We start from the raw sequence: 22,139 nt of genomic DNA, 5'->3' as shown, positions 1-22,139 counted from the left end.
TGCGCGGATGAATCCCACCACGTTGTTGCTGGTGCAGTTGGCGGTGATCCTGGGCGCGTCGCGTCTGTGCGGGAAGCTGCTGCAGCGCTTCGGGCAGCCGCCGGTGATCGGCGAGATGGCCGCTGGCCTGATGCTGGGGCCGATCGTGTTCGGCGCCTGGATGCCCGACCTGCACCACACGTTGTTCACCAAGGACAGCCTGCCGCCGCTGTCGGGCCTGGCCAACCTGGGCGTGGTGCTTTTCATGTTCATCGTCGGCGTGGAGTTGCGCGCGCCCGAGGGCACCAGGGCGCAGGTGCGTTCGGCGTTCTCGGTCGGGCTGTCCGGCATCGCGTTGCCGCTGCTGCTGGGCCTGGCCGCGTCGCCCTGGCTGTTCCCGCGCTTTGCCCCGGCCGGGATCGGCTTCTGGCCGTTCGCGTTGTTCATTTCCGCGGCGATGTCGGTGACCGCCTTCCCGGTGCTGGCGCGCATCCTCAAGGACCGCACCATGACCCGCACGCCGGCCGGGCGGCTGGCCCTGGGCGCGGCGGTGATCGACGATGCGACGGTGTGGCTGTTCCTGGCGGTGGTGCTAACCCTGACCGGTGGCAACAGCGCCCATGGCGGGGTGGGTTTCACCGCGGCCGGCGCGCTGGTGCTGGTGGGCGTGGTCTTCCTGGGGTTGCGGCCGGTGTATGCGCGCCTGCTCACCCCGCGTGCCAGCGATGGCAGCTTTGCGCCGACGGCGCTGGTGTGGGTGCTGATCGGGCTGCTGGCGTGCGCGGCGGCGGCCGAGTGGATTGGCCTGCATGCCATTTTCGGCGCATTCCTGTTCGGCATCTGCCTGCCGCGCGAAGACCGCCTGCTGGAGCATCTGGCCGGGCGGATCGAGCCGCTGGCCATCACCTTGCTGATGCCGGTGCTGTTCGCGCTGGCCGGGCAGGCCACCAGTGCGCAGGCCCTGGCCGGCGCCGGCGTGGCCGGGTTTGCGCTGGTGATCGCGGTGGCGGTGGTCGGCAAGCTGGTCGGCTGCACGCTGGGCGCGCGCCTGAGTGGTTACGACTGGCGCGACAGCCTGACCGTGGGCTCGCTGATGAACGCGCGTGGCCTGATGGAGCTGGTGGTGATGAAGATCGGCCTGGACAGCGGGGTCATCGGCCCGGACCTGTTCACCCTGCTGTTTGGCATGACCCTGGTGACCACGCTGATGGCCTCGCCGATGGTGGCGGCGTTCCAGCGCGGCCGCGCCGGCGCCGAAGCGTCTGCCGTGCATGGCGCGGGGCGGCCGGGACGCTGACGACGGCGTTCCCCGGCACACGCCGGGTCGTCCGGCAGGCGGACCGGGCTGGACAGGCCCGGTAGAATGGCGGGGCAATGGATGTCTCCCACCTGATCGATGATTTGAATCCGGCCCAGCGCGAGGCCGTGTCCGCCCCCCCGGGGCATTACCTGGTCCTGGCTGGCGCCGGCTCGGGCAAGACGCGGGTGCTCACCCACCGCATCGCCTGGCTCAACGAGGTCCACGGCGTGCCGACCCACGGCATCCTGGCGGTGACCTTCACCAACAAGGCCGCAGCCGAAATGCGCCACCGCACTGATGCGCAGCTGCGCAACGGCGGCCGCGGCATGTGGATCGGCACCTTCCACGGCCTGGCCCACCGCCTGCTGCGCCTGCACTGGCAGGACGCCAAACTGCCGGAAAGCTTCCAGGTGCTGGACTCGGACGACCAGCAGCGCCTGGTCAAGCGCGTGGCCCAGTCGCTGGAACTGGACGACGGCAAGTACCCGCCGCGCCAGATCGCCTGGTGGATTAACCAGCAGAAGGACGAAGGCAGGCGCCCGCAGCACATCCAGCCCGAAGGCCGCGACGAGTGGCTGACCGCGATGGTGGCCGCGTACACTGAATACCAGGCGCGCTGCGACCGGGCCGGGCTGGTCGATTTCGCCGAGCTGCTGCTGCGCGCGCACGAGCTGCTGCGCGATACGCCCGCGCTGCTGGCGCATTACCGACACCGTTTCGGTGAGCTGCTGGTGGACGAATTCCAGGACACCAACGCGATCCAGTACGGCTTCATCCGCCTGCTGGCCGGCGACACCGGGCATGTGTTCGTGGTCGGCGACGACGACCAGGCCATCTATGGCTGGCGCGGTGCGAAAGTGGAAAACGTGCAGCGCTTCCTCAAGGATTTCCCCGGCGCGCAGACCATCCGCCTGGAGCAGAACTACCGCTCCACCGCGAACATCCTTGGCGCGGCCAATGCGGTCATCGCCCATAACCCGGACCGGATCGGCAAGGAGCTGTGGACCGACGCCGGCCAGGGCGACCCGATCGACCTGTACGCCTCGTACAACGAGATGGACGAAGCGCGTTACGTGGTCGAACGCGCGCGCCAGTGGGTGCGTGACGGTGGCAGCTATGGCGAGGTCGCGGTGCTCTACCGCAGCAACGCCCAGTCGCGCGCGCTGGAAGAAGCGCTGATCGCCCAGCAGGTGCCGTACCGCGTGTATGGCGGCATGCGCTTCTTCGAGCGCGCCGAGATCAAGGACGCGCTGGCCTACCTGCGGCTGGTCGCCAACCGGGCCGATGACGCCGCGTTCGAGCGTGCGGTCAACACGCCGCCGCGCGGCATCGGCGAGCGCACCCTGGATGAAGTGCGCCGGGTCGCGCGCGGTGGTTCGCTGTCGCTGTGGGATGCCGCGCAGCAATGCGCGCAGGGCGGCGACCTGGCCGGGCGCGCGCGCAACGCGCTGGCCGCGTTCACCCAGGTCATCGAACAGCTCAACAGCGAGACCGCCGAGCTGGACCTGAAGGACAAGATCGACCACGTGCTGGCGCGCTCGGCGCTGCGCGAGCACTGGGCCAAGGAAAGCAAGGGCGGGCTGGATTCGGATTCGCGCACCGAGAATCTGGACGAACTGGTCTCGGTGGCTTCGCGTTTCGCCCGTGCGGAAAACAATCCGCTGGACCTGGACGACACGGCCGACGCGGCCGAGACCATGAGCGAGCTGGTCGCGTTCCTGTCCTACGCGGCGCTGGAGGCCGGCGAAGGCCAGGCCCAGGCCGGCGAGGACGGCGTGCAGCTGATGACCCTGCATTCGGCGAAGGGCTTGGAATTTCCGCTGGTGTTCCTGGTCGGGCTGGAAGACGGCCTGTTTCCCAGTGCACGCTCGGTGGAAGAGGTCGGCAAGCTGGAGGAAGAACGCCGCCTGGCCTACGTGGGCATCACCCGCGCGCGCGAGAAGCTGGTGCTGACCTATGCCGAGTCGCGCCGCATCCACGGCATGGACAACTACAACGTGCCCTCGCGCTTCCTGCGCGAAATCCCGCGCGAGCTGCTCAACGAAGTGCGGCCCAAGGTGCAGGTCTCGCGCCCGGCGTCGCTGGGTGCGTCGCGCGGCGGTGGTCACGCCCCGTTGGAAGCGCCAGCGCTGAAGCTGGGTTCCAACGTGTCGCACCCGAAGTTCGGTGCAGGCGTGGTCATCGATTACGAAGGCGCCGGCGCGCACGCGCGCGTGCAGGTGCAGTTCGACGAAGGCGCCAAGTGGCTGGTGATGGCCTACGCCAACCTGCAACCGGCGTAGGGCGGGTCTTGACCCACCGCCTGCGGGTCGGCGGGCATTGCGATGGCGGGTCAGGACTTCGATGATGGCGGGTCAAGACCCGCCCTACGCCCCCGCATCACTAGGCGTTGATCACGATCAAGGCGCGCTAACGCTAACGGGCGTTCAATACCTTCATCGCAGACGCTGGAGGCACGCCATGTACACCAGAATCCTGATTGCCATCGATGGTTCCGACCTGTCCCTGCGCGGGTTGGAACACGGCCTGTCCCTGGCCGCGCACCTGGGCGCAAAGGTCGACATCGTCACCGTGTCCGAACCCTGGGCCGGCGGCATGGCCGACGTGCAGGGCTGGGCGGTCGGTTACGAGGCCGGGCCGGAATACCGCGCCGAGCGCGAGCAGTCCGCCAACGCCATCCTGCAGCCGGCGCTGGACCGTGCCGCGGAAATGGAAGTGGAAGCCGAACCGGTCCATGTGCTGGACCGGTATGCGGCCGACGGCATCCTGGAGACCGCGCTGGAGCGCGGCAGCGACCTGGTCGTGATGACCTCGCATGGCCGCCGCGGGCTGACCCGCGTGCTGCTGGGCAGCCAGAGCGCCGAGGTGGTCACCCGCAGCACCGTGCCGGTGCTGGTGGTGCGTTGAACCGATGACGCGTCGCGGGACGGGCGGGGCCGGGTCCCGCGGATGCACTGCCGCGCGTTATTCGGCCAGGTCGCGCATCACCTTGATCAGGTCAGACTTGCCTTCGAAGCCGATGCCCGGCAGTTCCGGCATGACGATGTGGCCGTCGCGCACCTTCACCGTGTCGGGGAAGCCGCCGTAGGGCTGGAACAGGTCCGGATAGCTCTCGTTGCCGCCCAGGCCCAGGCCGGCGGCGATGTTGAGCGACATCTGGTGGCCGCCGTGCGGGATGCAGCGCGACGGCGACCAGCCGAACTGTTCCAGCACCTCCAGCGTGCGCAGGTATTCGACCAGGCCGTAGGACAGCGCGCAGTCGAACTGCAGGTAGTCGCGGTCCGGGCGCATGCCGCCGTAGCGCAGCAGGTTGCGCGCGTCCTGGTGCGAGAACAGGTTTTCGCCGGTGGCCATCGGCCCGGGATAGAACTCGCTCAGCGAGGCCTGCAGCGCGTAGTCGAGCGGGTCGCCGACTTCCTCGTACCAGAACAGCGGATAGTCGCGCAGCATCTTGGCGTAGGCGATGCCGGTTTCCAGATCGAAGCGACCGTTGGCATCCACCGCCAGCCGCGCTTCGCTGCCGATTTCTTCCAGCACCGATTCGATGCGGCCGCGGTCTTCGTCGATGGATGCACCGCCGATCTTCATCTTGACCACGGTGTAGCCGCGGTCCAGGTAGCCGCGCATTTCCTTGCGCAGCGCGCTGTTGTCCTTGCCCGGGTAGTAGTAGCCGCCGGCCGCATACACGAACACGCGCGGGTTGGCTTCGCGGCCCTTCATCTGCGCCAGGTAACGAAACAGCGGCATCTCGGCGATCTTGGCGGTGGCATCCCAGATCGCCATGTCCAGCGTGCCGACCGCGACCGAGCGCTCGCCGTGGCCGCCGGGCTTTTCGTTGGACATCATCGCCGCCCACGCCTTGGACGGATCGAGGTTGTCGCCGGCGTCGTTGAGGAGCGATGTGGGCTCGGCTTGCAATAGGCGGTCGCGGAAGCGCTCGCGGATCAATCCGCCCTGGCCGTAGCGGCCGTTGGAGTTGAAGCCGTAGCCGACCACGCGGCGGCCGTCACGCACCTGGTCGGTGACCACCGCGACCAGGCTGGCCGTCATCTTCGAAAAATCGATGTAGGCGTTGCGGATCGGCGAGGCGATCGGCTGGGTGATTTCGACAACATCAAGAATGCGCATGCGGGGTCTCCTCGAATCGTTTCGGAAAATTGGTTTGGCTGCGCACGGGCGCAGCGCGGCAGGTCAGTGATCGGTGGGTTTGGCGATGGCCGCGGGCATGGCTTCGCCCGCGTCCTGACGACGCATGAGTTCCTGGGCCTTGGCCGGATCGAACGCGCCATCCCACTTGGCCACGGCGATGGTTGCGACGGCATTGCCGATCAGGTTCACGACCGCGCGCGCCTCGTTCATGAAGCGGTCCACGCCCAGCAGCAGGACCAGGCCGGCGACCGGCACGGTATGCAGCGTCGACAGCGTGGCCGCCAGCGCGACGAAGCCGGCGCCGGCCACGCCGGCCGAGCCTTTCGAGGTCAGCAGCAGGACGCCCATCAGCACCAGCTGCTGGTAGATCGGCAGGTCGGTGTTGGTGGCCTGGGCGACGAACACCGCGGCCATCGACAGGTAGATGCTGGTGCCGTCGGCATTGAAGGTGTAGCCGGTCGGCAGCACCAGGCCGACGGTGGACTTGCGCACGCCGGCCTGTTCCAGCTTGACCAGCATGCGGGGCAGCACCGCCTCGGTGGAGCAGGTGCCAAAGGTGACGAAGATTTCGTCCTTGATGAAACGCAGCAGCCGCAGCAGCGGGAAGCCTGCCCAGCGCGCGATCACGCCCAGCACCACGAACACGAACAGCGCCGAGGTCAGGTACACGCCCAGCATCAGGTGGCCCAGCGAGGCCAGCGTGCCGATGCCGTACTTGCCGATGGTGTAGGCCACACCCGCGCCGGCACCGATCGGCGCCAGGCGCATGATCATGTTGATCATCCGGAACAGGCCCTGCAGGCCGGTATCGATCAACTCCACCAGTGGCTTGGCGCGTTCGCCCAACTGCAGCAGGCCGATGGCGAACAACACCGACACCAGGATCACCTGCAGCATGTTGCCCTTGGCGAAGGCATCCACCAGCGTGGCCGGGATGATGCTGAGGATGAACTCGACGATGCCGCCTTCATGCGCGCGCTGTACGTACTGGCTGACTTCGCTGCTGTCGATGGTGGTCGCATCGATGTTCATGCCCACGCCGGGCTTCATGAGGTTGACCACGATCAGGCCGATCGCCAGCGCCGCGCTGGACACCACCTCGAAATAGACCAGCGCCTTGACGCCGGTCCGGCCGACATCGCGGATGCTGCCCATCTTGGCGATGCCCACGACCACGGTGGCGAAGATGATCGGTGCCAGCATCATCTTGATGAGCTTGATGAAGCCCTCGGCTACCGGTTGCAACGCCGTGCCGAAACCGGGCCAGGCATAGCCGACCAGGCCGCCGATCACGATGGCGATCAACACCTGGATGTAGAGCTGCCTCAGCAGCCCCTTTTTCGCTTGCCCCTGCATGCTCGTCCGCTCCCGTCGACATGCTGGCGTGATGCCAGAAATAGTGGATGGCCAATGCACTGCGGCGTCCTTCCCCGCCAGAGTGCATCGGTTATTCAGTCATCCTAGGAGCCGGCTCGGCGGCTGATCCAATGCCAATCCACCGTCGCGTGATGCACAATAGGCATCATGGATCTGATCTGGCTCGAAGACTGCGTCGCCCTGGCCGACACGCTCAACTTCTCCCGCGCCGCCGAACTGCGGCATGTCACCCAGCCGGCTTTCAGCCGGCGCATCCGCGCGCTGGAACAGTGGCTGGGCACGCCGCTGTTCAAGCGTTCGCGGCAGGGCGTGCAGCTGACGCCGGCCGGCGAGCACTTCCGCACCCAGGCCACCGCGCTGGTGCGTTCCATGCACCAGCTGCGCAGCGAGACGCTGGAAGTGGCCGGTCGCAGCGCGCCGTCGCTGACCTTCGCCGCGACCCACGCGCTGTCCTTCACCTTTTTCCCCGAATGGATCCGCGGCAATCCGCAGCTGGCCGAGCTGGGCACGTTCAAGCTGGTGTCGGACACCATGCGCGCCTGCGAGCGGATGATGGTGCAGGGTGGCGCGCAGTTCCTGCTCTGCCACCACCATCCGCGCATGCGGCTGATGCTGGAACCGTCGCAGTTCCGCAGCGTGCTGGTCGGCGGCGACGTGCTGCTGCCGCTATGCGCGCCGCGCGACGATGGTCGCCCGCGCTGGCCATTGAGTGAACGCCCCAACGCGAAGACTGCGTACCTGGGTTACAGCGCCGACTCGGGCCTGGGCAGGATCCTGTCCGGACATGCGCCGCTCGCGCCGGTGATCGCCAAGGCCACACCGGTGTTCACCTCCGACCTGGCCGCCACGCTGCTGGCGATGGCGCGGGCAGGCGACGGCGTGGCTTGGCTGCCGCGGTCATTGGCGGCGCGCGACCTGGCCGATGGCCGGCTGGTGGAAGCGGCGCCGGCATCGTCGACGCTGCGAATCCCGATCGAGATCCGCCTGTTCCGTCCGGCCGCGCGCCTACCGAAGGCGGCCGAGGCGATGTGGGACTTCTTCGCCGCCGCCGCGCCGGTGCCTGGTGCGGAGCCGCTGCCCAGTTAGACGCCCACGGCTTCAGGCGTGGTGGTGAACATCGCCGCCTGCTCATCGCGCAGGCGGTCGATCAACCGGCCCTGCGGCAGTTCGACATCGTCGTAGGTCAGCACGGTGTCCCTGGCGATGGCGCGCTTGAGCACGCAGCCCTCGGCCACGCCCATCGGCAGCAGGCGCTTCGCCGGCGGTGACATCGGCGCGTTCGCACTGGCCATAGGTGAGATAGCCGCCGAGCGCATCGATGGTTTCGCCTGCCTGCAGGTCGCGCTTGGCTGTTGCGACCACTTCCACCAACGGACCGCACAGCGGCTGCAGCACCGCGTCGCGCAGCAGCACCACGCGCGCGACCGACAGCGGCACCTCGAAGTGGCACAGGTGGTAGGGCGTGTAGAAGCTGTACAGCGGGCCTTCGCCCAGCTTGTAGAGGTTGAGGTAGTGCCGTTGCTTGGGATCGTCGTGCGTGGCCAGCACGTACACGCCGGGCCCGGGCTGCGCGCCGACCACGTAATCCACCGCGCCACCGACGGCCTTGAGCGCGTCGATGTCGTAGACCTTGGTCAGCTCATCGACATGGCCGCGATGGTCATGGCCGGTCATGCCGCGCTTGAGGATCGACATGCCGGTGCCGTTGGCGACGATGGCCTGCTCGAAGCTGATCTTGGTGCCGTCGGCGAAGCTGGTGACCATGTGCGGGTCCTGGCCCCACTTGGCCGCGAACCCGGCCTGGGTGGTCGGGGTGCGGTACGGGTCCTGCAGGCCTTTGATATTGCCGCACATCAGCGGTGTCAGCCCGATCGACCGGACGAAGCGGAACAGGTTCATCTGCACGCCCGGCTGGTCACCATCGCAGGCGGTGAAGATCGCGCCTGCGGCATCGGCCTTTTTCTTCAGCAGCGGGCCGACCGTGCCGTCCAGCTCGGCGTTCATCGTGACCATGTCGCGGCCATGCGCAATCGCCGCCAGGCTGATGTGGGCGCCGTACTCGACCGCGCCGGTGGCATCGACCAGGCAGTCCAGTTCATCGCATTCGTATAGCAGCGCGGGGTCGTCGGTGACGGCGGCGGTGCCGCTGGCAATCGCTTCGGACAGGGCATGGCCGGTATCGACCACCGCTGCGATGACGCCGGCTTGTTCGAAAGCCGTGCGGGCCTTGTCCACGTTGCGATTGCAGATCACCGACAACACCATGCCGGGCACCGAATGCACGATCTGGTTGACGATGCCCTTGGCCATGAAACCGGCGCCATACAGGCCCACACGGATGGGCAGGCCGGCGGCCTGGCGTTCCTGCAGCAGTCGATCGATCACCATGGGGGTTCCTTCGTTAGAGGCCGCGCAGCTGGTCCACGCCGTGGTAGTCCGGATCGAAATCCGGCCAATTGGCGTCCTTGTCTGAAATGATCCTGCCTTCGGCTGGCCACTGGATATTGAAGGTCGGATCGTTCCAGCGCAGGCCGCGTTCGGCGGTGGGTTCATAGAACGCGCTGGCCAGGTAGAAGGCCTCGGTGTCCGGCTCCAACGTCACGAAGCCGTGGGCGAAACCGCGCGGCACGTAGTACGCCAGCCGGTTTTCCGCGGTGAGTTCCACGCCGTGCCACTTCAGGTAGGTTGGCGAATCCGGGCGCAGGTCGACGATGCAGTCCCACAGCGCACCGCGCACGCAGCGCACGATCTTGACCTCCGCGGCCGGCTGCAGCTGGTAGTGCATGCCACGCAGCGTGCCGGCTTCGGCGTTGTAGGAGTTGTTGACCTGGACGAAGCGGTCGACCAGGCCAGCGCCGGCCATTTCCTTTTCGCAGAACACGCGGGCGAACCAGCCGCGTTCGTCGCCGCGTTTCTCTGGCTCGATCACATACGCGCCCTTGAGCGGCGTCTCGTGGAATTTCATGCGGCCGCCCGCAGGTCTGGCGCCAGCACCCCGCTGTCGACCAGCCCTTCCAGGATGCGCAGGCGGATGAAGCCGCTCTGGCGAAAGTTGCGGTCGGAGAACGCAGTGCGCTGCAGTTCGTCGCGCAGCTCGGCGATGGTGCCTTCCAGTGTTTCGATCGGCTGGTGGTAGGGTGCCAGCTTTTCGAACAGCGAGAAATCCACGCGATACGAGCGGCTGTCGGCCGGTGCGTTGGTGGAGATCGAAACCTCGGCGGTCGGGATGGCATCGCCCACCGCATTGGCCAGGTCGCGCACCTGCACGTTCCAGCGCTCGGAGCCGGCGTTGACGAACAGGTAGCGGCCACCGGTGTCGGCCGGGCGCTGGATCGCCCACTCGATGGCGCGCGACATGTCGCGCACGTGGATTAGCGGGCGCCACGGCGTGCCATCGGACAGCACCTCGACCTTGCCGCTGGCCACCGCACCGGCGACGAAGTCGTTCAGGACCAGGTCCAGCCGCAGCCGTGGCGACGCGCCGCACGCGGTCGCAAAGCGCAAGGCCGTGATGGTCATGTCCGTCTTCATCGCCGCCAGGCCGGTCTCGGTGTCGATCTTCGAATGGGCGTAGGCAGTGAGCGGCGCGATCGGGCTGGTCTCCGAGCGCGGCGTGCCGTCGGCCGCGGCGCCGTACACGCTGCAGCTGGAGGCGAACACGAAGTGCTTCACCCCGGCATCGGCCGCCGCCTGGGCCACCGACAGGCTGGCCTTGCAGTTGATCTGGTCGGTGACGATCTCGAAGCGCTTGCCCATCGCGTCGTTGGACACCGCGGCCAGGTGCACCACCGCGTCGAAGCCGGTCAGGTCCTGCGCGGTCAGGTCGCGCACGTCGCGGAACCATTGTTCGTCCAGCACCACTTCGGGCAGGCCGCGCTTGTCGGACAGGCAGTGGGCGAACCAGCCGCGGTCCACACCCACCAGATGCGCCTGCGGAAAGCGCTGGCGCAGGTGGCGCGCCAGGACCGGACCGATGTAGCCCATGTTGCCGGTGATCAGGATGCGCATCGTCTTCACTCCCATACGCGCCACGGCGCTTTGTTGGTGGACCACAGGTCGTTGAGGTAATTCTTGTCGCGCAGCGTATCCATCGGCTGCCAGAAGCCTTCGTGCTTGTAGACGCTGAGCTGGCCCTGTTCGACCAGGCCTTCCAGCGGCGCGTTCTCCCACACGGTGGCGTCGTCTTCGATGAAATCGACCACCTTGGGCGAGAGCACGAAGAAGCCGCCGTTGATCAGGCCATCGCCATCGGCGGGTTTTTCGCGGAAACCGGTGACCTGGTCGCCTTCCACGCGCAGTGCGCCGAAGCGGCCCGGTGGCTGGACCGCGGTGACCGTGGCCAAGCGGCCTTCGCGCTGGTGCAGTTCAATGCCGGCGGCGATATCGACATCGGACACGCCATCGCCATAGGTCAGGCAGAACGCTTCCTCGTCCTGCAGGTATGGCATGACGCGCTTGAGGCGGCCGCCGGTCATGGTCGACGCGCCGGTGTCCACCAGCGTCACCCGCCACGGTTCGGCGCGCGAGTTGTGCAGGGTGGTGGTGTTGGTGGACAGGTCGCAGGTCACGTCGGATTCCATCAGGTGGTAGTTGATGAAGAAATCCTTGATCACCTCGCCACGGTAGCCCAGGCACACGATGAAATCGTTGATCCCGTAATGGCTGTAGATCTTCATGATGTGCCAGAGCACCGGCTTGCCGCCGATTTCCACCATGGGCTTGGGGCGCACCGAGGTTTCCTCGGAGATCCGGGTGCCCAGGCCACCGGCCAGGATGACGGCCTTCATTCGAACTCCTTCCGCGCCACGTGCTCGTCCTTCGCCGGCATGCCGGCTGCGTGTTGTTCCTGCCACGGACCGCCCTGGTCCATGCGCAGGCGAGGCGACGGCATCCCGCCGCCGGGGTGAAGCGTTCCCCAATCCCTCATGCCGTCATGTCATGCCGTCGCACCCCCCGGGGAGCGCCATGCGCGACTTCCACCATCGCCGCCATGCTGGCCAGCCGCTCGATGCGCTGCTGCAGGCGTGCGCTGCGTGGCAGGCCAACGATGTCCAGCAGCTGGCCCCAGCGATGGGCCCAGTCATGCCGGCGCAGCGCCTGGCTGATGTTGGTGGTGCGTGCCCGTTCGATGCGCTCGCCCTGGCTGTTGAGGTCTGACAGGAAGGCGCCCACGTCCGGAGTGCCCGGCGGCAGTTCGATCACCGCGTCTTCCCAGTCGAAGTGGTCAGCGAATTCCGGGCACTGCTGGCGCGCGCCCAGCACGATGGCGCCGCCGGCGGTGCCTTCGAAGTAGCGCGTGGCCAGCGCGTTCTTGCGCACGCCCTTGAAGATGCCCGTGGTGTCGACGGTGAAGTCGTAGGCGATGAAGTATTTGGAACGCTTGATCATCGCCGCCGACTGGGCGCGGTGTTCGGCCCAGTCGGTGACCGCGCCGGCCTTGAGCACATCGTGGACGTAGAAGAAATCCCCGTCCTGCGCGGCCAGTGCGCTGAGCTTGGTGTGCAGCTCGGGCATGCGGCGGCCGAGGCTGAGCACGTCGATGCCGCGCTGGGGCGTGCCCGGGTAAGGACACGCCAGCGCGGTATCGCAGGCGCTGGGCAGGAACGAGACCGGCGTGGAGGTGTACTGGCGCAGCGCCGGGATGCTTTCGGCGTTGAGCACGAAGACGTGGTCGAACTGGTCCAGCATGCGCAGCTCCTGCGCCTGCGCCGGAAAGCGTTCCGGCCAACCCTCCAGCAGGTAGACGTAGGCCCTTTCCGAACGCTCGCGCCAGCCATGCATGCGCTTGAGCGCGGTGAGCTCCAGCGGGAACTGGCATACGAACAGGAACACGTCGTAGTCGCGCGCGACGTGGACCGGCTGCGCGTTGGACAGCCCGGCATTGCCGAACCGGCGCCACGCCTGCGAGGCAAGCCGGTGGCGCAGTTCGTTCCACAGATACCCGACGCTGGGATTCACGCCGCGGCCATCGGCATGGGGCGGAGGCCGCGGCGCGATGATGTCGGCGTCCTCGACCTGCTCGATGACGTTGAGGAAAGCGTAGGCCTGGCCATTGAACGGCTCCGGCCAGGCGTTGAAATTGGAAGACAGCAGGACAGACCGGTCGGCCATGGAAGATCCCTCGTCAAGCTGGGGGGTACCTGACGCACGTGGCGCCCGACGTCCAATGGGAATCGCCGCATCCAGGCGGGCGATGGACCATCGTGGTTCGGAACATCGGTCGCAATCGCGCGACCGCACGTGATGCAACCGCTAGCCGGCGCTGCCCGGCACATCCGCCCTGTCCTGACGGAAGTCGGAAAGGGGGCGGCGTGCAGGCACCACGACTCGGCGGTTACCCGGGATTCAACGCAGAAGGCCCGGCCAACCGGACGCCTCCGATTCGCCGGGCCTTCTGCCCGTGCCAAATACGTCGCCGGGGCGTCTGCGCCCCCGGGCGGATCAGTAGATCCTGCGTTCGGCCAGCGGCGGTGGGCTGAACTGGTAGAGCCAGGTTTCGCTGAGCGCGCCGGTGGCGTCCTTCAGGTACAGGCGCAGGTCGATCTGGCTGCTGTCGTCCTTGTCGGGGACCACGTCGAACATCACCCGGAAGCCCTTGAGCTCGCGTAGCGGCCGGCAGGACACGGTTTCCAGCGTGCCGCCGGTGATCTGCAGCGCCGGCTCGAGCTTGGCGTCGGCCTTTTCCAGCGCAGCGAGGTTGCCACCGGTGAAATCCACCGCGAAGCGCTGCGACCAGTGGTTGCGCTTCTGTCCGACCACCCCGCCCAGGCCGGTGCGGGTGGCCACGCAGACCGCCTGGGTCGGCACCATCGGCGCGGCCGAACCCCAGTAAAGCTTGTAGCCGTAGAGCAGCTCGTCGCCGGCCTTGGGTTTGTCCTTGGGGCTCCAGAACGCGACGATGTTGTCGAAGGTCTCGTCGATGGTCGGGATCTCGATCAGCTGCACCGAGCCCTCGCCCCAGCCGGCCTTGGGTTCCACCCACAGGCACGGGCGCTTCTCGTAGAACACGCCATCGTCCTGGTAGTGGTCGAAGTCGCGGTCGCGCTGGAGCAGGCCGAAGCCTTTCGGGTTGTTGTCGGCGAAGGCGTTGAAACGCAGCTGCGGCGGATTGGTCAGCGGCCGCCATATCCATTCGCCGCTGCCGGTGTGCAGCGCCAGGCCATCGGTGTCGTGGATCTCCGGGCGCCAGTCCCAGGCCATGCGGCGGTCGTTCTCGCCGGTCTGGTACATGCTGGTGCACGGGCCCAGGCCCATGCGGTCGATGGTGGTGCGCGGATACAGCGCGCAGTCGATGTCCATCAGCAGCGGCTCGCCCGGGGTCAGCGCGAAGCGGTAGGCGCCGGCCACGCTGGGCGAATCCAGCAGGCCATAGATCACCAGCGTGTCCGAATCCGGGTCGGGCTTTTCCAGGTAGTAGGCAACGAAATCGGGGAATTCCTCCGGCCTGCCGCTACCGGTGTCGATCGCCAGGCCGCGCGCGGACTGGCCGTACTGGCCTTCCTTGCCGACCGCGCGGAAATAGCTGGCGCCTAGGAACGCGGCGAAATCGCGGCTGGGATCGTCCTTGGTGTTCAGTCGAAAACCGGCAAAGCCCAGCGTGTCGGGCAGCCGGGCCTTGCCCGGCCCGCTCTTGCCGTAGTCGAACATGCCGGCGTTGTACTTGATCTCGCGGGACTGGCCGTCGGCGACTTCATGCATGGTCACCGGTTTCTTGAAGTACAGGCCCATGTGGAAGAACTGGGCCAGGAACTTGTCGTCCTGTCCGGCCCACAGCGCGTGGTCCCTGCGGTAGCCGATGGCCTGGTACTGGTCCCAGCTCAGTCCGTCCAGCGCGGCCGGCAGCGGACCGCCGTGGGCGTGATAGGGCTTGGCTGCCAGTGCGCGGGCCTGGCCCTTCAGGCTGGCGTAGTCGAACGGCTCGGCCGGACCAAACACCAGGTTGGATTTGCCGGTCCTGGCCGCAGCGAAGGCGGACTGGGACAGCAACAGGCCTGGCGGCAGGCCAAGGGCGGCAAGCGTGCCGGCGGCGCGGCTGAGGAACTGGCGTCGGATCATGGGCAGGGGATGCGGTCAGGGACGAGAAGCGTCGCATCCTAGCCAAGGCCGGTCCATGGTGGAGTGAGTGCGCGGGCAGTACCGATGCCGGACGTGCGACCATGGCCGTCATCTGCAAGGCCCTGCTGCTGGCCTCGGATGCATGTTCGTGGGTCACGCGGACATGCGCCAACGCTGAACGGGCAGAGGCTCCGGATGCGGCGGTTTGGTGTTTTTGTGACAATTCGGATGCGATATCGCAGTTGTTGATTTCCATGTGAGCCGGGGTGTGAATGCGGAAACGATTGGCCCGCGTGGAGTGGGGGCGCTGGCGACTGCCTTTGATCGGGGTGGCGGTGTTGTTGATCGTGGTCGCGCCCGCCGTGCTGCGGCAGGCGCTGCAGGACGACACCCTGGTCGCGGCCGACCTGCTGGCCCATACACGCCAGGTCCAGACCGAGCTGGGCGCGCTTAACGTGGAGATCGACGAGATCGAGCAGTCGGCCGTCCTGGTCAGCCTGGGCGTGCCCGCACCGCGCCTGCGCACCCGGGTCGAACGTGGCGGTGACACCCTGCAGCCCATGCTGGCCAATGTCATGGTCCTCACCCGGGATTCGCCGGAGCAGCAGGTCCGGCTGGGCCAGCTGAAGGAAGTCCTGGAGCAGCGCGTGGCCATCGCCCAGGCGCTGCTGGATGCGCCCCCGGAGCAGCGCGGTGCGCTGATGTCCGAACTGGTCGACAAGTATCCGATCGTGCCGCTGATGCGCGCGCTGCAGGACACCGAGCAGCGGTTCGCCACCCGCCGTACCGCCGGGTCGGACAAGACCCGCAGGCTGGCCAACTGGGTGGGTTGGGGTGGCCTGCTGGTGCAGCTGCTGCTGCTGACCGTGGTGACTGTGGTGCTGGGCCGGCAGATCGCCCATCGCCTGCATGCCGAAAGCCGCGCCGCGCGCAGTTCCGCGCGCTCATCGGCGATCCTGCAATCGGTGCGCGAACCGATCGTGCTGCTGGATGGCGGCCAGCGCGTGCTGATGTACAACGCCGCCTTCGGCGAGCTGTATGCGCTCGAAGGGGAAGCCGGGGTCGATCTGACCCTGGCCCAGGTCAGCGACGGCTGGAACGACGATGTGGTGCTCCAGCGCCTGACCGACGTCTTCGCGCGCGGGCGTGAGCTGTGGGACTACGAAGTGCAGCAGGAAACCGCCGGTGGCGTGTCGCGCGTGCTGCTGCTCAACGCCCGTCGCATGTCGCTGCCCGACCGCGACGACGAAGCGGTGCTGATGACCATCAGCGACGTGACCACCCAGAAGGTCAGCCAGCAGCGCATCATCGACCTCAACCGCCAGCTGGAAGGCAAGATCGAACAGGTCTCCGACGTCAACCGCGAGCTGGAGGCCTTCAGCTACTCGGTGTCGCACGACCTGCGCGCGCCGTTGCGGCACGTCTCGGGCTTCTCCGACAAGCTGGCCCGGCACCTGGGCGATGCCGCCGACGAGCGCAGCCGCCATTACCTGCAGGTGATCGGCGATTCGGCCCGGCGCATGTCCTCGCTGATCGACGACCTGCTGGTGTATTCGCGCCTGGGTCGCAGCGCGCTGCGCCTGCAGGCGGTGGACATGCAGTCGCTGGTGGACGAAACCCGCGCCATGCTCGATGCCAACGTCAGGGCCGACGAACACGCCCTGCCGCTGCGCGTGGACTGGGACATCCAGCCGCTGCCGATCCTGGTAGGCGACGAGAACATGCTGCGCCAGGTCTGGCAGAACCTGCTGGGCAACGCGGTCAAGTACAGCAGCAAGCGCGAAGTGGCGCGGATCCAGGTGGGCCACGCGCCGGAAGGCGAAGGCGGGCACCACTTCTGGGTCAAGGACAACGGCGCCGGTTTCGACATGGCCTATGCCGGGAAACTGTTCGGCGTGTTCCAGCGCCTGCACAAGGCCAGCGAATACGCCGGCACCGGCATCGGCCTGGCCAGCGTGCGCCGGGTGGTCTCCCGCCATGGCGGCCGGGTCTGGGCCGAAGCCCAGCCCGAGCAGGGCGCCACGCTCCATTTCGTCATCCCCGGTTCCCAGGACAACGTCCCGGTCACCCGCACCCCTTCATCCCCGGAGTTCACTGCATGAGTGCCATCCGCACCATCCTGCTGGCCGAAGACAGCACCGCCGACGCCGAGATGGCCATCGACGCGCTGCGCGAAGCCAACCTGGTCAATCCCATCGTGCACGTCGAGGACGGCGTGGAGGCGATGGACTACCTGCACCGCCGCGGCGCCTATGCCGACCGCGCCGAAGGCCTGCCGGCGGTGCTGCTGCTGGACATCAAGATGCCGCGCATGGACGGCATGGAAGTGCTGCGCAGCATCCGCGAGGATGAGAGCCTCAAGACCATGCCGGTGGTGATCCTGTCGTCCTCGCGCGAAGAGAGCGACCTGGCCCGCAGCTGGGACCTGGGCGCCAATGCCTACGTGGTCAAGCCGGTGGACATCGACCAGTTCTTCACCGCGGTCAAGACCCTGGGCACGTTCTGGGCGGTCTTGAACGAAGCGCCGGGCCAGGACTGACTGAAGATGCCGTTGAGTACCACCCCGATTGGCCCGGTCCGCATCCTGCTGGTGGAGGATTCGTCCGAAGACGCGGAACTGACCTCCGGACAACTGCTGGAGGCTGGCTTGGAGGCCGAGTTCCAGCGGGTGGATTCGGAAGCCGGGCTGCGGCGCGCCCTGCAGGAATTCGATCCGGACCTGGTCCTGTCGGACCTGAGCATGCCGGGGTTTTCCGGCTACGACGCGCTCCGGGCGGTGCGGGCGCTGGAACCGCCGGTGCCCTTCATCTTCGTGTCCGGGACCATGGGCGAGGACACCGCGGTGCAGGCCCTGCGCGATGGCGCGGCCGACTACATCCTCAAGGACAAGACCGCGCGCCTGCCGTCCGCGGCGGCGCGCGCGATCCGCGAAGCGCGCAGCAGGTACGAACACGAGCGCGTGGAGAAGGAACTGCTGCGTTCGCAGCGGTTGGACTCGATGGCGATGCTGGCCGCCGGCCTGAGCCACGACCTGCGCAACATCCTGCAACCGCTGCTGATCGTGCCGGACCTGCTGGCCATCCACAGCGACGATCCCAAGATCCACAAGCTGGGCGAGGTGATCGCCGAGGCAGGCCGCCGCGGCCACGAGATGGCCGAATCGATGCTGTCCTTCGTGCGCGGCGCGCGCAAGGCACGCGAGCCGGTGTCGGTGGGCGAACTGTTCCAGGCCGTGCAGGTGCTGCTACAGGGCAGCCTGCCGGACAAGGTGACGCTGCAGCTGCAGCCGCCGCTGGCCCCGATGGAGATCGACGCCAACTATGTCGAGCTGCAGCAGGTGTTGATCAACCTGTGCCTCAACGGCATCCAGGCCATGCCGGCCGGCGGCACGCTGACGGTGTCGGCGCACGACGCACCCGGTGCCGTGTGCATGCGCGTGTCCGACCAGGGCACCGGCATGGACGAGAAGGTCCGCAAGCAGCTGTTCACGCCGTTCTTCACCACCAAGCCCGACGGGACCGGCCTGGGGCTGATGTCCTGCCTGCGCATCGTCGAGCAGTACCAGGGGCGGATCGACGTGGACAGCACGCCGGGGGCGGGCACCACCTTCTCGGTCTTCCTGCCGACCCTGGCCAGTGACCCGGCGCCGCAGTCCAGGCGCGTCGCGTCCGGCCAGGGCCAGCGGATCCTGCTGGTGGATGGGCGACAGCACCCGGCAGACGTTGTTGTGCTCGGCCCTGGAAAGCCACGGCTACGCCCCCGCCCGCGCACCCGATGGCGCCTATGCGCTACGGGCGGTGACCGTCGATGGCATGCCGGGCCTGTTCGTCATCGACAGCGATCTGGTGCTGCTGCCGGCGCTGACGCTGATGCGTGCGCTGGTCCAGCGTGGCTATCGCGGACCGGTGATCCTGTTGCAGGACCCGGCCAGGCCGTTCGACCAGGCCGCGCTGCCCAGCGACCTGCCGGTCTACCTGCTGGACAAGCCGCTGGAACTGGACGAGGTGTTCGAGGCCGTCGCCGAAGCCCTGGCCACCGGCACGCTCTGACGCCTGGACGATGCACGACAAACCTTTCGCGCCGTCCTGCGAACGCAACCGCGACCCGATTCTTGCCGTGCTGTCCGTGGCGTTGCGCGCTGCGCGCAGCGTGCTGGAAATCGGCAGCGGCACCGGCCAGCACGCGGTGCATTTCGCCGCGGCCATGCCGTGGCTGGTCTGGCAGGCCAGCGAGCGGGCTGAGCACCTGCCCGGCATCGTGCAGTGGCTGGAGGAGGCGGCCTTGCCGAATACCCGACTGCCGTTGACGCTGGATGTGGCGACCGGTCCCTGGCCGACCGCGCGATTCGACGCGGTCTTCAGCGCCAACACCCTGCACATCATGGGCTGGCCGCAGGTGCAGGCGTTTTTCGCTGGCGTCGATGGCGTGCTGGCCGACGGCGGCACGCTGGCGGTGTACGGGCCGTTCAACGACGGCGGCGCGTTCACCAGCGACAGCAATGCGCAGTTCGATCAATGGCTGAAGGCGCGCGATCCGGCCAGCGGCATTCGTGACTTCGAGGCGGTGGATGCATTGGCGCGCGGCATTGGCCTGCGGTTGGAGGCGGACCATGCGATGCCGGCGAACAACCGCCTGCTGGTGTGGCGCCGCGGTCGAGCCCACCACGCGTAACGCGGAGTCCACCCCGCTGGGTCCTGTGCGGCGATCCTGCCGATGAGCAACCGAGTCCCCAGGGGTTTCCACAAGCTCGGCGCGACCAGCAAACAGCAGCGGCCTTGAGGCGCTGCGAACCCGCCCGGGGCCCGGCCTACAATCGCCAGGATCCTTCCCGCCGCGCATTGCCCATGCCTCCCATCGTTGCACGCTCCCTGCCGCTGGCGTTGGTGCTGCTGGCTTCGTCCGTCCAGGCCCAGCAGGTGTCCCCAGCCCCCGGTCTGCCGACCTCGGAACAACAGCGCGCCTTCGCCACCTGCAGCGCGCAACTGCGCGGCCTGGCCGCCACCAGCGGCGTGGCAGGCGAGGCCTTCGACCGCTTCCTGGCCGGCATCACGCCGGACATGAGCGTGCTGCCATTGCTGGACAGCCAGCCCGAATTCTCCACGCCGATCTGGGACTATCTGGCGCCGCTGGTGGATGACGCGCGCATCGCCGATGGCCGCGCACTGCTCATTGAACATGCCGATACCTTCGCCAGGGTCGCCCAGGCCAGCGGTGTCGATGCGGCGACCGTGGCCGCGGTATGGGGCGTGGAAAGCGACTACGGCCGGGTGCAGGGCAAGCGGCCGCTGCTGGTGTCGCTGTCCACGCTGAGTTGCTTCGGACGGCGGCAGGCGTTCTTCCGTGGTGAACTGATCGCCACGTTGAAGCTGCTGCAGTCCGGCGACCTGACCACCGATGGCCTGACCGGCTCGTGGGCCGGCGCGTTCGGGCAGACCCAGTTCATGCCCAGCACCTATGCGCGCATCGCAGTGGATGGCGACGGCGATGGCCGCCGCGACCTGGTCCACAGCGTGCCCGACGCGCTGGCCTCCACCGCCAATTACCTGGACCGTGCCGGCTGGCAGCCCGGCCAGCCGTGGGGCTACGAGGTGAAGCTGCCGGCGGGCTTCGATGCGTTGCTGGCCGGTCGCAAGGCCAAGCGTCCGCTGCGCGAGTGGGTGGCACGCGGCGTGACCCGCATCGACGGTGGCGCGATCGATCCCAGCGACACGCCAGCCGCGGTGCTGCTGCCGGCGGGTGTGGCCGGACCGGCGTTCGTGGTGTTCCGAAATTTCGATGCGATCTACAGCTACAACGCCGCCGAAAGCTATGCGCTGGCGATCGCGCTGCTAGCTGATCGCCTGCGTGGTGGCGGGCCGCTGGTCGCGCGCTGGCCCACCGACGATCCACCGCTGGACCGCGCGGCGCGCAAGGAGCTGCAGACACTGTTGCTGGCCCGTGGCCATGCCATCGGCACGCCCGATGGCTTGATGGGGGCGGTGACCCGTCGCGCGATTGCCGAAGAACAGCAACGCCTGGGCCTGCTGCCGGCCGATGGTCGCGCCGGCCAGAAGATCCTGGACGCCTTGCGTGCGGCGGGCCCACCGGTGGCGTTGCCGCCTGCGGCCGCACCCGCAACGCCTGCGCCTGCGCCGTGACCGAAACGTCGCAGCGCAACGCCGGCATCGACGCCCTGCGTGGCGTGTCGATCCTGTTGGTGCTCATCCACCACCTGGCGCTGCGCATCCCGCTGCGCGACACCGCGCTGGCCGACTGGCTGCCGCGCCGCCTGTTGAGCGCGTTGAGCTACAACGGTTACGAAGCGGTCTTCGTGTTCTTCGTGATCTCCGGCTTCCTGATCACCTGGCATGCGCTGCAACGGGCGCCATCGCTGGCGCGGATTGACGTGCGGCGCTTCTACCTGCGCCGCGTCGCCCGCATCGTGCCGCCGCTGGCGTTGCTGCTGGCGGTGTTGTCGGCGATGCACCTGCTGGGCGTGGCGCAGTACGTGATCGAACGCGACGACCAATCGCTGCCGGGCGCGCTGGCAGCGGCGGTGAGCTTCACCCTCAACTGGTACGAGGGCCGCACCGGCTGGCTGCCCGGCGGCTGGGACGTGCTGTGGTCGCTGTCGATCGAGGAGGTGTTCTACCTGGTCTTCCCGCTGCTGTGCCTGGTGCTGCGCAGGCGGGCGTGGCTGGTGATCGCACTGTCGCTGCTGGCGGTGTCGTTGCCGGTCACGCGCGCGGCGCTGGACGGCAACGAGATCTGGCAGGAGAAGGCGTATCTGCCTGGCTTCTCCGCGATTGCGGCCGGCGTGCTGACGGCATTGGCAGTGAAGCACTGGGCGATGCCCGCTTCCACCGCGCGCTGGTGTCGCGCGGCTGGCGTGATCGGCCTGCTGGCGGTGCTGCTGTGCGGGCGCGAGCTGTGGGCGTCGCTGGGTAACGGGTACATGCTGGTCCTGACCGGTGCATCCGCGCTGCTGATCGCTGGCCTGCACGCAATGCCGCCACGCACGCCGATGCGGACATTGCGCTGGCTGCGCAGCGCCGGCCGGCTGAGTTACGAGTTGTACCTGACCCATATGTTCGTGGTGTTCGCGCTGGTCGGGGTGTACCGGCGGCTGGGCGCGGACGTGCGCCATGGCGCATGGTGGTATCTGGCGCTGCTGCCGCTGTGCTGGGTGCTGGCCTGGGCCTTCGCCCAGGCGTGGACGCTGCCGGCCGAGCGCTGGATCAAGCAGCGTTGGCTGCGTGGCGCGCCGCTGGGCAAGGCGACGTCGTCACCCGCTGGCTGA

General features: G+C 67.8%; 17 protein-coding genes and 1 pseudogene. 10 read left to right on the top strand and 8 right to left on the bottom strand.

Annotated features, from left to right (window positions below; all coding sequences use genetic code 11):
* Window positions 1-7 precede the first annotated feature (7 nt).
* The 3 genes from O8I58_RS11000 (at window position 8) to O8I58_RS10990 (ending at window position 4,186) form a co-directional block, all read left to right on the top strand.
* Window positions 8-1,276: a cation:proton antiporter gene (locus O8I58_RS11000; RefSeq protein WP_298315664.1), complete on the top strand. Its 1,269-nt coding sequence runs from the start codon at window positions 8-10 to the stop codon at window positions 1,274-1,276.
* A gap of 77 nt (window positions 1,277-1,353) precedes the next feature.
* Window positions 1,354-3,561, top strand: coding sequence for a DNA helicase II (gene uvrD / locus O8I58_RS10995; RefSeq protein WP_298315662.1), 2,208 nt, complete (start codon window positions 1,354-1,356; stop codon window positions 3,559-3,561).
* Window positions 3,562-3,739: 178 nt separating this feature from the next.
* Window positions 3,740-4,186, top strand: a complete 447-nt coding sequence (locus O8I58_RS10990) for a universal stress protein (RefSeq protein ID WP_298315660.1) — start codon at window positions 3,740-3,742, stop codon at window positions 4,184-4,186.
* A 57-nt stretch (window positions 4,187-4,243) separates the two neighbouring features.
* Here the strand turns inward: O8I58_RS10990 and O8I58_RS10985 are convergent, their stop codons facing one another.
* Together O8I58_RS10985 and dctA are read right to left on the bottom strand one after the other, a co-directional pair.
* Window positions 4,244-5,407, bottom strand: coding sequence for a mandelate racemase/muconate lactonizing enzyme family protein (locus O8I58_RS10985; protein ID WP_298315658.1), 1,164 nt, complete (start codon window positions 5,405-5,407; stop codon window positions 4,244-4,246).
* 63 nt (window positions 5,408-5,470) lie between these two features.
* Window positions 5,471-6,784 (bottom strand): C4-dicarboxylate transporter DctA, encoded by a 1,314-nt coding sequence (gene dctA / locus O8I58_RS10980; protein ID WP_298315656.1) that lies wholly within the window; start codon window positions 6,782-6,784, stop codon window positions 5,471-5,473.
* Window positions 6,785-6,952: 168 nt separating this feature from the next.
* Between dctA and O8I58_RS10975 the strand changes: the two genes are divergently transcribed.
* Entirely contained in the window at window positions 6,953-7,891 is a 939-nt protein-coding gene (locus tag O8I58_RS10975; protein WP_298315653.1) for a LysR family transcriptional regulator, read from the top strand.
* 42 nt (window positions 7,892-7,933) lie between these two features.
* On the opposite strand, the gene O8I58_RS10970 is transcribed toward O8I58_RS10975, so the two are convergent.
* The 6 genes from O8I58_RS10970 to O8I58_RS10945 form a co-directional block, all read right to left on the bottom strand.
* A complete protein-coding gene (locus tag O8I58_RS10970) occupies window positions 7,934-9,193 on the bottom strand; it encodes an NAD(P)H-dependent oxidoreductase (RefSeq protein ID WP_298315651.1) in 1,260 nt (419 codons plus the stop codon).
* 13 nt (window positions 9,194-9,206) lie between these two features.
* Entirely contained in the window at window positions 9,207-9,770 is a 564-nt protein-coding gene (gene rfbC, locus O8I58_RS10965) for a dTDP-4-dehydrorhamnose 3,5-epimerase (protein WP_298315650.1), read from the bottom strand.
* The gene (locus O8I58_RS10960) at window positions 9,767-10,813 is read right to left on the bottom strand and encodes an NAD-dependent epimerase/dehydratase family protein (RefSeq protein ID WP_298315648.1); all 1,047 of its coding nucleotides are present in this window, start codon (window positions 10,811-10,813) and stop codon (window positions 9,767-9,769) included. The genes rfbC and O8I58_RS10960 overlap by 4 nt, the downstream gene beginning before the upstream one ends.
* A 5-nt stretch (window positions 10,814-10,818) precedes the next feature.
* The gene (gene rfbF / locus O8I58_RS10955) at window positions 10,819-11,592 is read right to left on the bottom strand and encodes a glucose-1-phosphate cytidylyltransferase (protein WP_298315646.1); all 774 of its coding nucleotides are present in this window, start codon (window positions 11,590-11,592) and stop codon (window positions 10,819-10,821) included.
* A gap of 136 nt (window positions 11,593-11,728) precedes the next feature.
* Window positions 11,729-12,916, bottom strand: a complete 1,188-nt coding sequence (locus tag O8I58_RS10950) for a glycosyltransferase family protein (RefSeq protein WP_298315643.1) — start codon at window positions 12,914-12,916, stop codon at window positions 11,729-11,731.
* Between the two features lie 330 nt (window positions 12,917-13,246).
* Entirely contained in the window at window positions 13,247-14,860 is a 1,614-nt protein-coding gene (locus O8I58_RS10945) for an OpgD/OpgG family glucan biosynthesis protein (protein WP_298315640.1), read from the bottom strand.
* 272 nt (window positions 14,861-15,132) lie between these two features.
* On the opposite strand from O8I58_RS10945, the gene O8I58_RS10940 reads away from it, so the two are divergent.
* From O8I58_RS10940 to O8I58_RS10915, 6 genes and pseudogenes are all read left to right on the top strand, one after another.
* Window positions 15,133-16,962 carry a sensor histidine kinase gene (locus O8I58_RS10940; RefSeq protein ID WP_298315637.1) on the top strand — a complete coding sequence of 610 codons (1,830 nt, stop codon included), beginning with the start codon at window positions 15,133-15,135 and terminating at the stop codon, window positions 16,960-16,962.
* On the top strand, window positions 16,959-17,399 hold the full coding sequence (locus tag O8I58_RS10935) for a response regulator (protein ID WP_298315634.1): 441 nt from the start codon (window positions 16,959-16,961) through the stop codon (window positions 17,397-17,399). The genes O8I58_RS10940 and O8I58_RS10935 overlap by 4 nt, the downstream gene beginning before the upstream one ends.
* 6 nt (window positions 17,400-17,405) lie before the next feature.
* Window positions 17,406-18,909 (top strand): annotated as a pseudogene (locus O8I58_RS10930) (ATP-binding protein).
* A 10-nt stretch (window positions 18,910-18,919) separates the two neighbouring features.
* Entirely contained in the window at window positions 18,920-19,531 is a 612-nt protein-coding gene (locus tag O8I58_RS10925) for a DUF938 domain-containing protein (protein WP_298315632.1), read from the top strand.
* Between the two features lie 173 nt (window positions 19,532-19,704).
* On the top strand, window positions 19,705-20,997 hold the full coding sequence (locus O8I58_RS10920) for a lytic murein transglycosylase (protein ID WP_298315630.1): 1,293 nt from the start codon (window positions 19,705-19,707) through the stop codon (window positions 20,995-20,997).
* The gene (locus tag O8I58_RS10915) at window positions 20,994-22,139 is read left to right on the top strand and encodes an acyltransferase family protein (RefSeq protein WP_298315627.1); all 1,146 of its coding nucleotides are present in this window, start codon (window positions 20,994-20,996) and stop codon (window positions 22,137-22,139) included. Before O8I58_RS10920 ends, O8I58_RS10915 begins: the two co-directional genes overlap by 4 nt.

This window comes from Pseudoxanthomonas sp., from assembly GCF_027498035.1.
Taxonomy (GTDB): Bacteria; Pseudomonadota; Gammaproteobacteria; order Xanthomonadales; family Xanthomonadaceae; genus Pseudoxanthomonas_A.
This window is presented reverse-complemented; position numbering and strand designations above follow the sequence as displayed.

Coding starts and splice junctions, on each gene's coding strand:
- O8I58_RS10950 (WP_298315643.1), bottom strand. CDS start 12,916: ATGGCCGACCGGTCTGTCCTGCTGTCTTCCAATTTCAACGCCTGGCCG.
- O8I58_RS10975 (WP_298315653.1), top strand. CDS start 6,953: ATGGATCTGATCTGGCTCGAAGACTGCGTCGCCCTGGCCGACACGCTC.
- rfbF (WP_298315646.1), bottom strand. CDS start 11,592: ATGAAGGCCGTCATCCTGGCCGGTGGCCTGGGCACCCGGATCTCCGAG.
- O8I58_RS10960 (WP_298315648.1), bottom strand. CDS start 10,813: ATGCGCATCCTGATCACCGGCAACATGGGCTACATCGGTCCGGTCCTG.
- O8I58_RS10985 (WP_298315658.1), bottom strand. CDS start 5,407: ATGCGCATTCTTGATGTTGTCGAAATCACCCAGCCGATCGCCTCGCCG.
- O8I58_RS10935 (WP_298315634.1), top strand. CDS start 16,959: ATGAGTGCCATCCGCACCATCCTGCTGGCCGAAGACAGCACCGCCGAC.
- O8I58_RS10925 (WP_298315632.1), top strand. CDS start 18,920: ATGCACGACAAACCTTTCGCGCCGTCCTGCGAACGCAACCGCGACCCG.
- dctA (WP_298315656.1), bottom strand. CDS start 6,784: ATGCAGGGGCAAGCGAAAAAGGGGCTGCTGAGGCAGCTCTACATCCAG.
- O8I58_RS10970 (WP_298315651.1), bottom strand. CDS start 9,193: ATGGTGATCGATCGACTGCTGCAGGAACGCCAGGCCGCCGGCCTGCCC.
- O8I58_RS11000 (WP_298315664.1), top strand. CDS start 8: ATGAATCCCACCACGTTGTTGCTGGTGCAGTTGGCGGTGATCCTGGGC.
- O8I58_RS10940 (WP_298315637.1), top strand. CDS start 15,133: ATGCGGAAACGATTGGCCCGCGTGGAGTGGGGGCGCTGGCGACTGCCT.
- O8I58_RS10920 (WP_298315630.1), top strand. CDS start 19,705: ATGCCTCCCATCGTTGCACGCTCCCTGCCGCTGGCGTTGGTGCTGCTG.
- O8I58_RS10945 (WP_298315640.1), bottom strand. CDS start 14,860: ATGATCCGACGCCAGTTCCTCAGCCGCGCCGCCGGCACGCTTGCCGCC.
- rfbC (WP_298315650.1), bottom strand. CDS start 9,770: ATGAAATTCCACGAGACGCCGCTCAAGGGCGCGTATGTGATCGAGCCA.
- uvrD (WP_298315662.1), top strand. CDS start 1,354: ATGGATGTCTCCCACCTGATCGATGATTTGAATCCGGCCCAGCGCGAG.
- O8I58_RS10990 (WP_298315660.1), top strand. CDS start 3,740: ATGTACACCAGAATCCTGATTGCCATCGATGGTTCCGACCTGTCCCTG.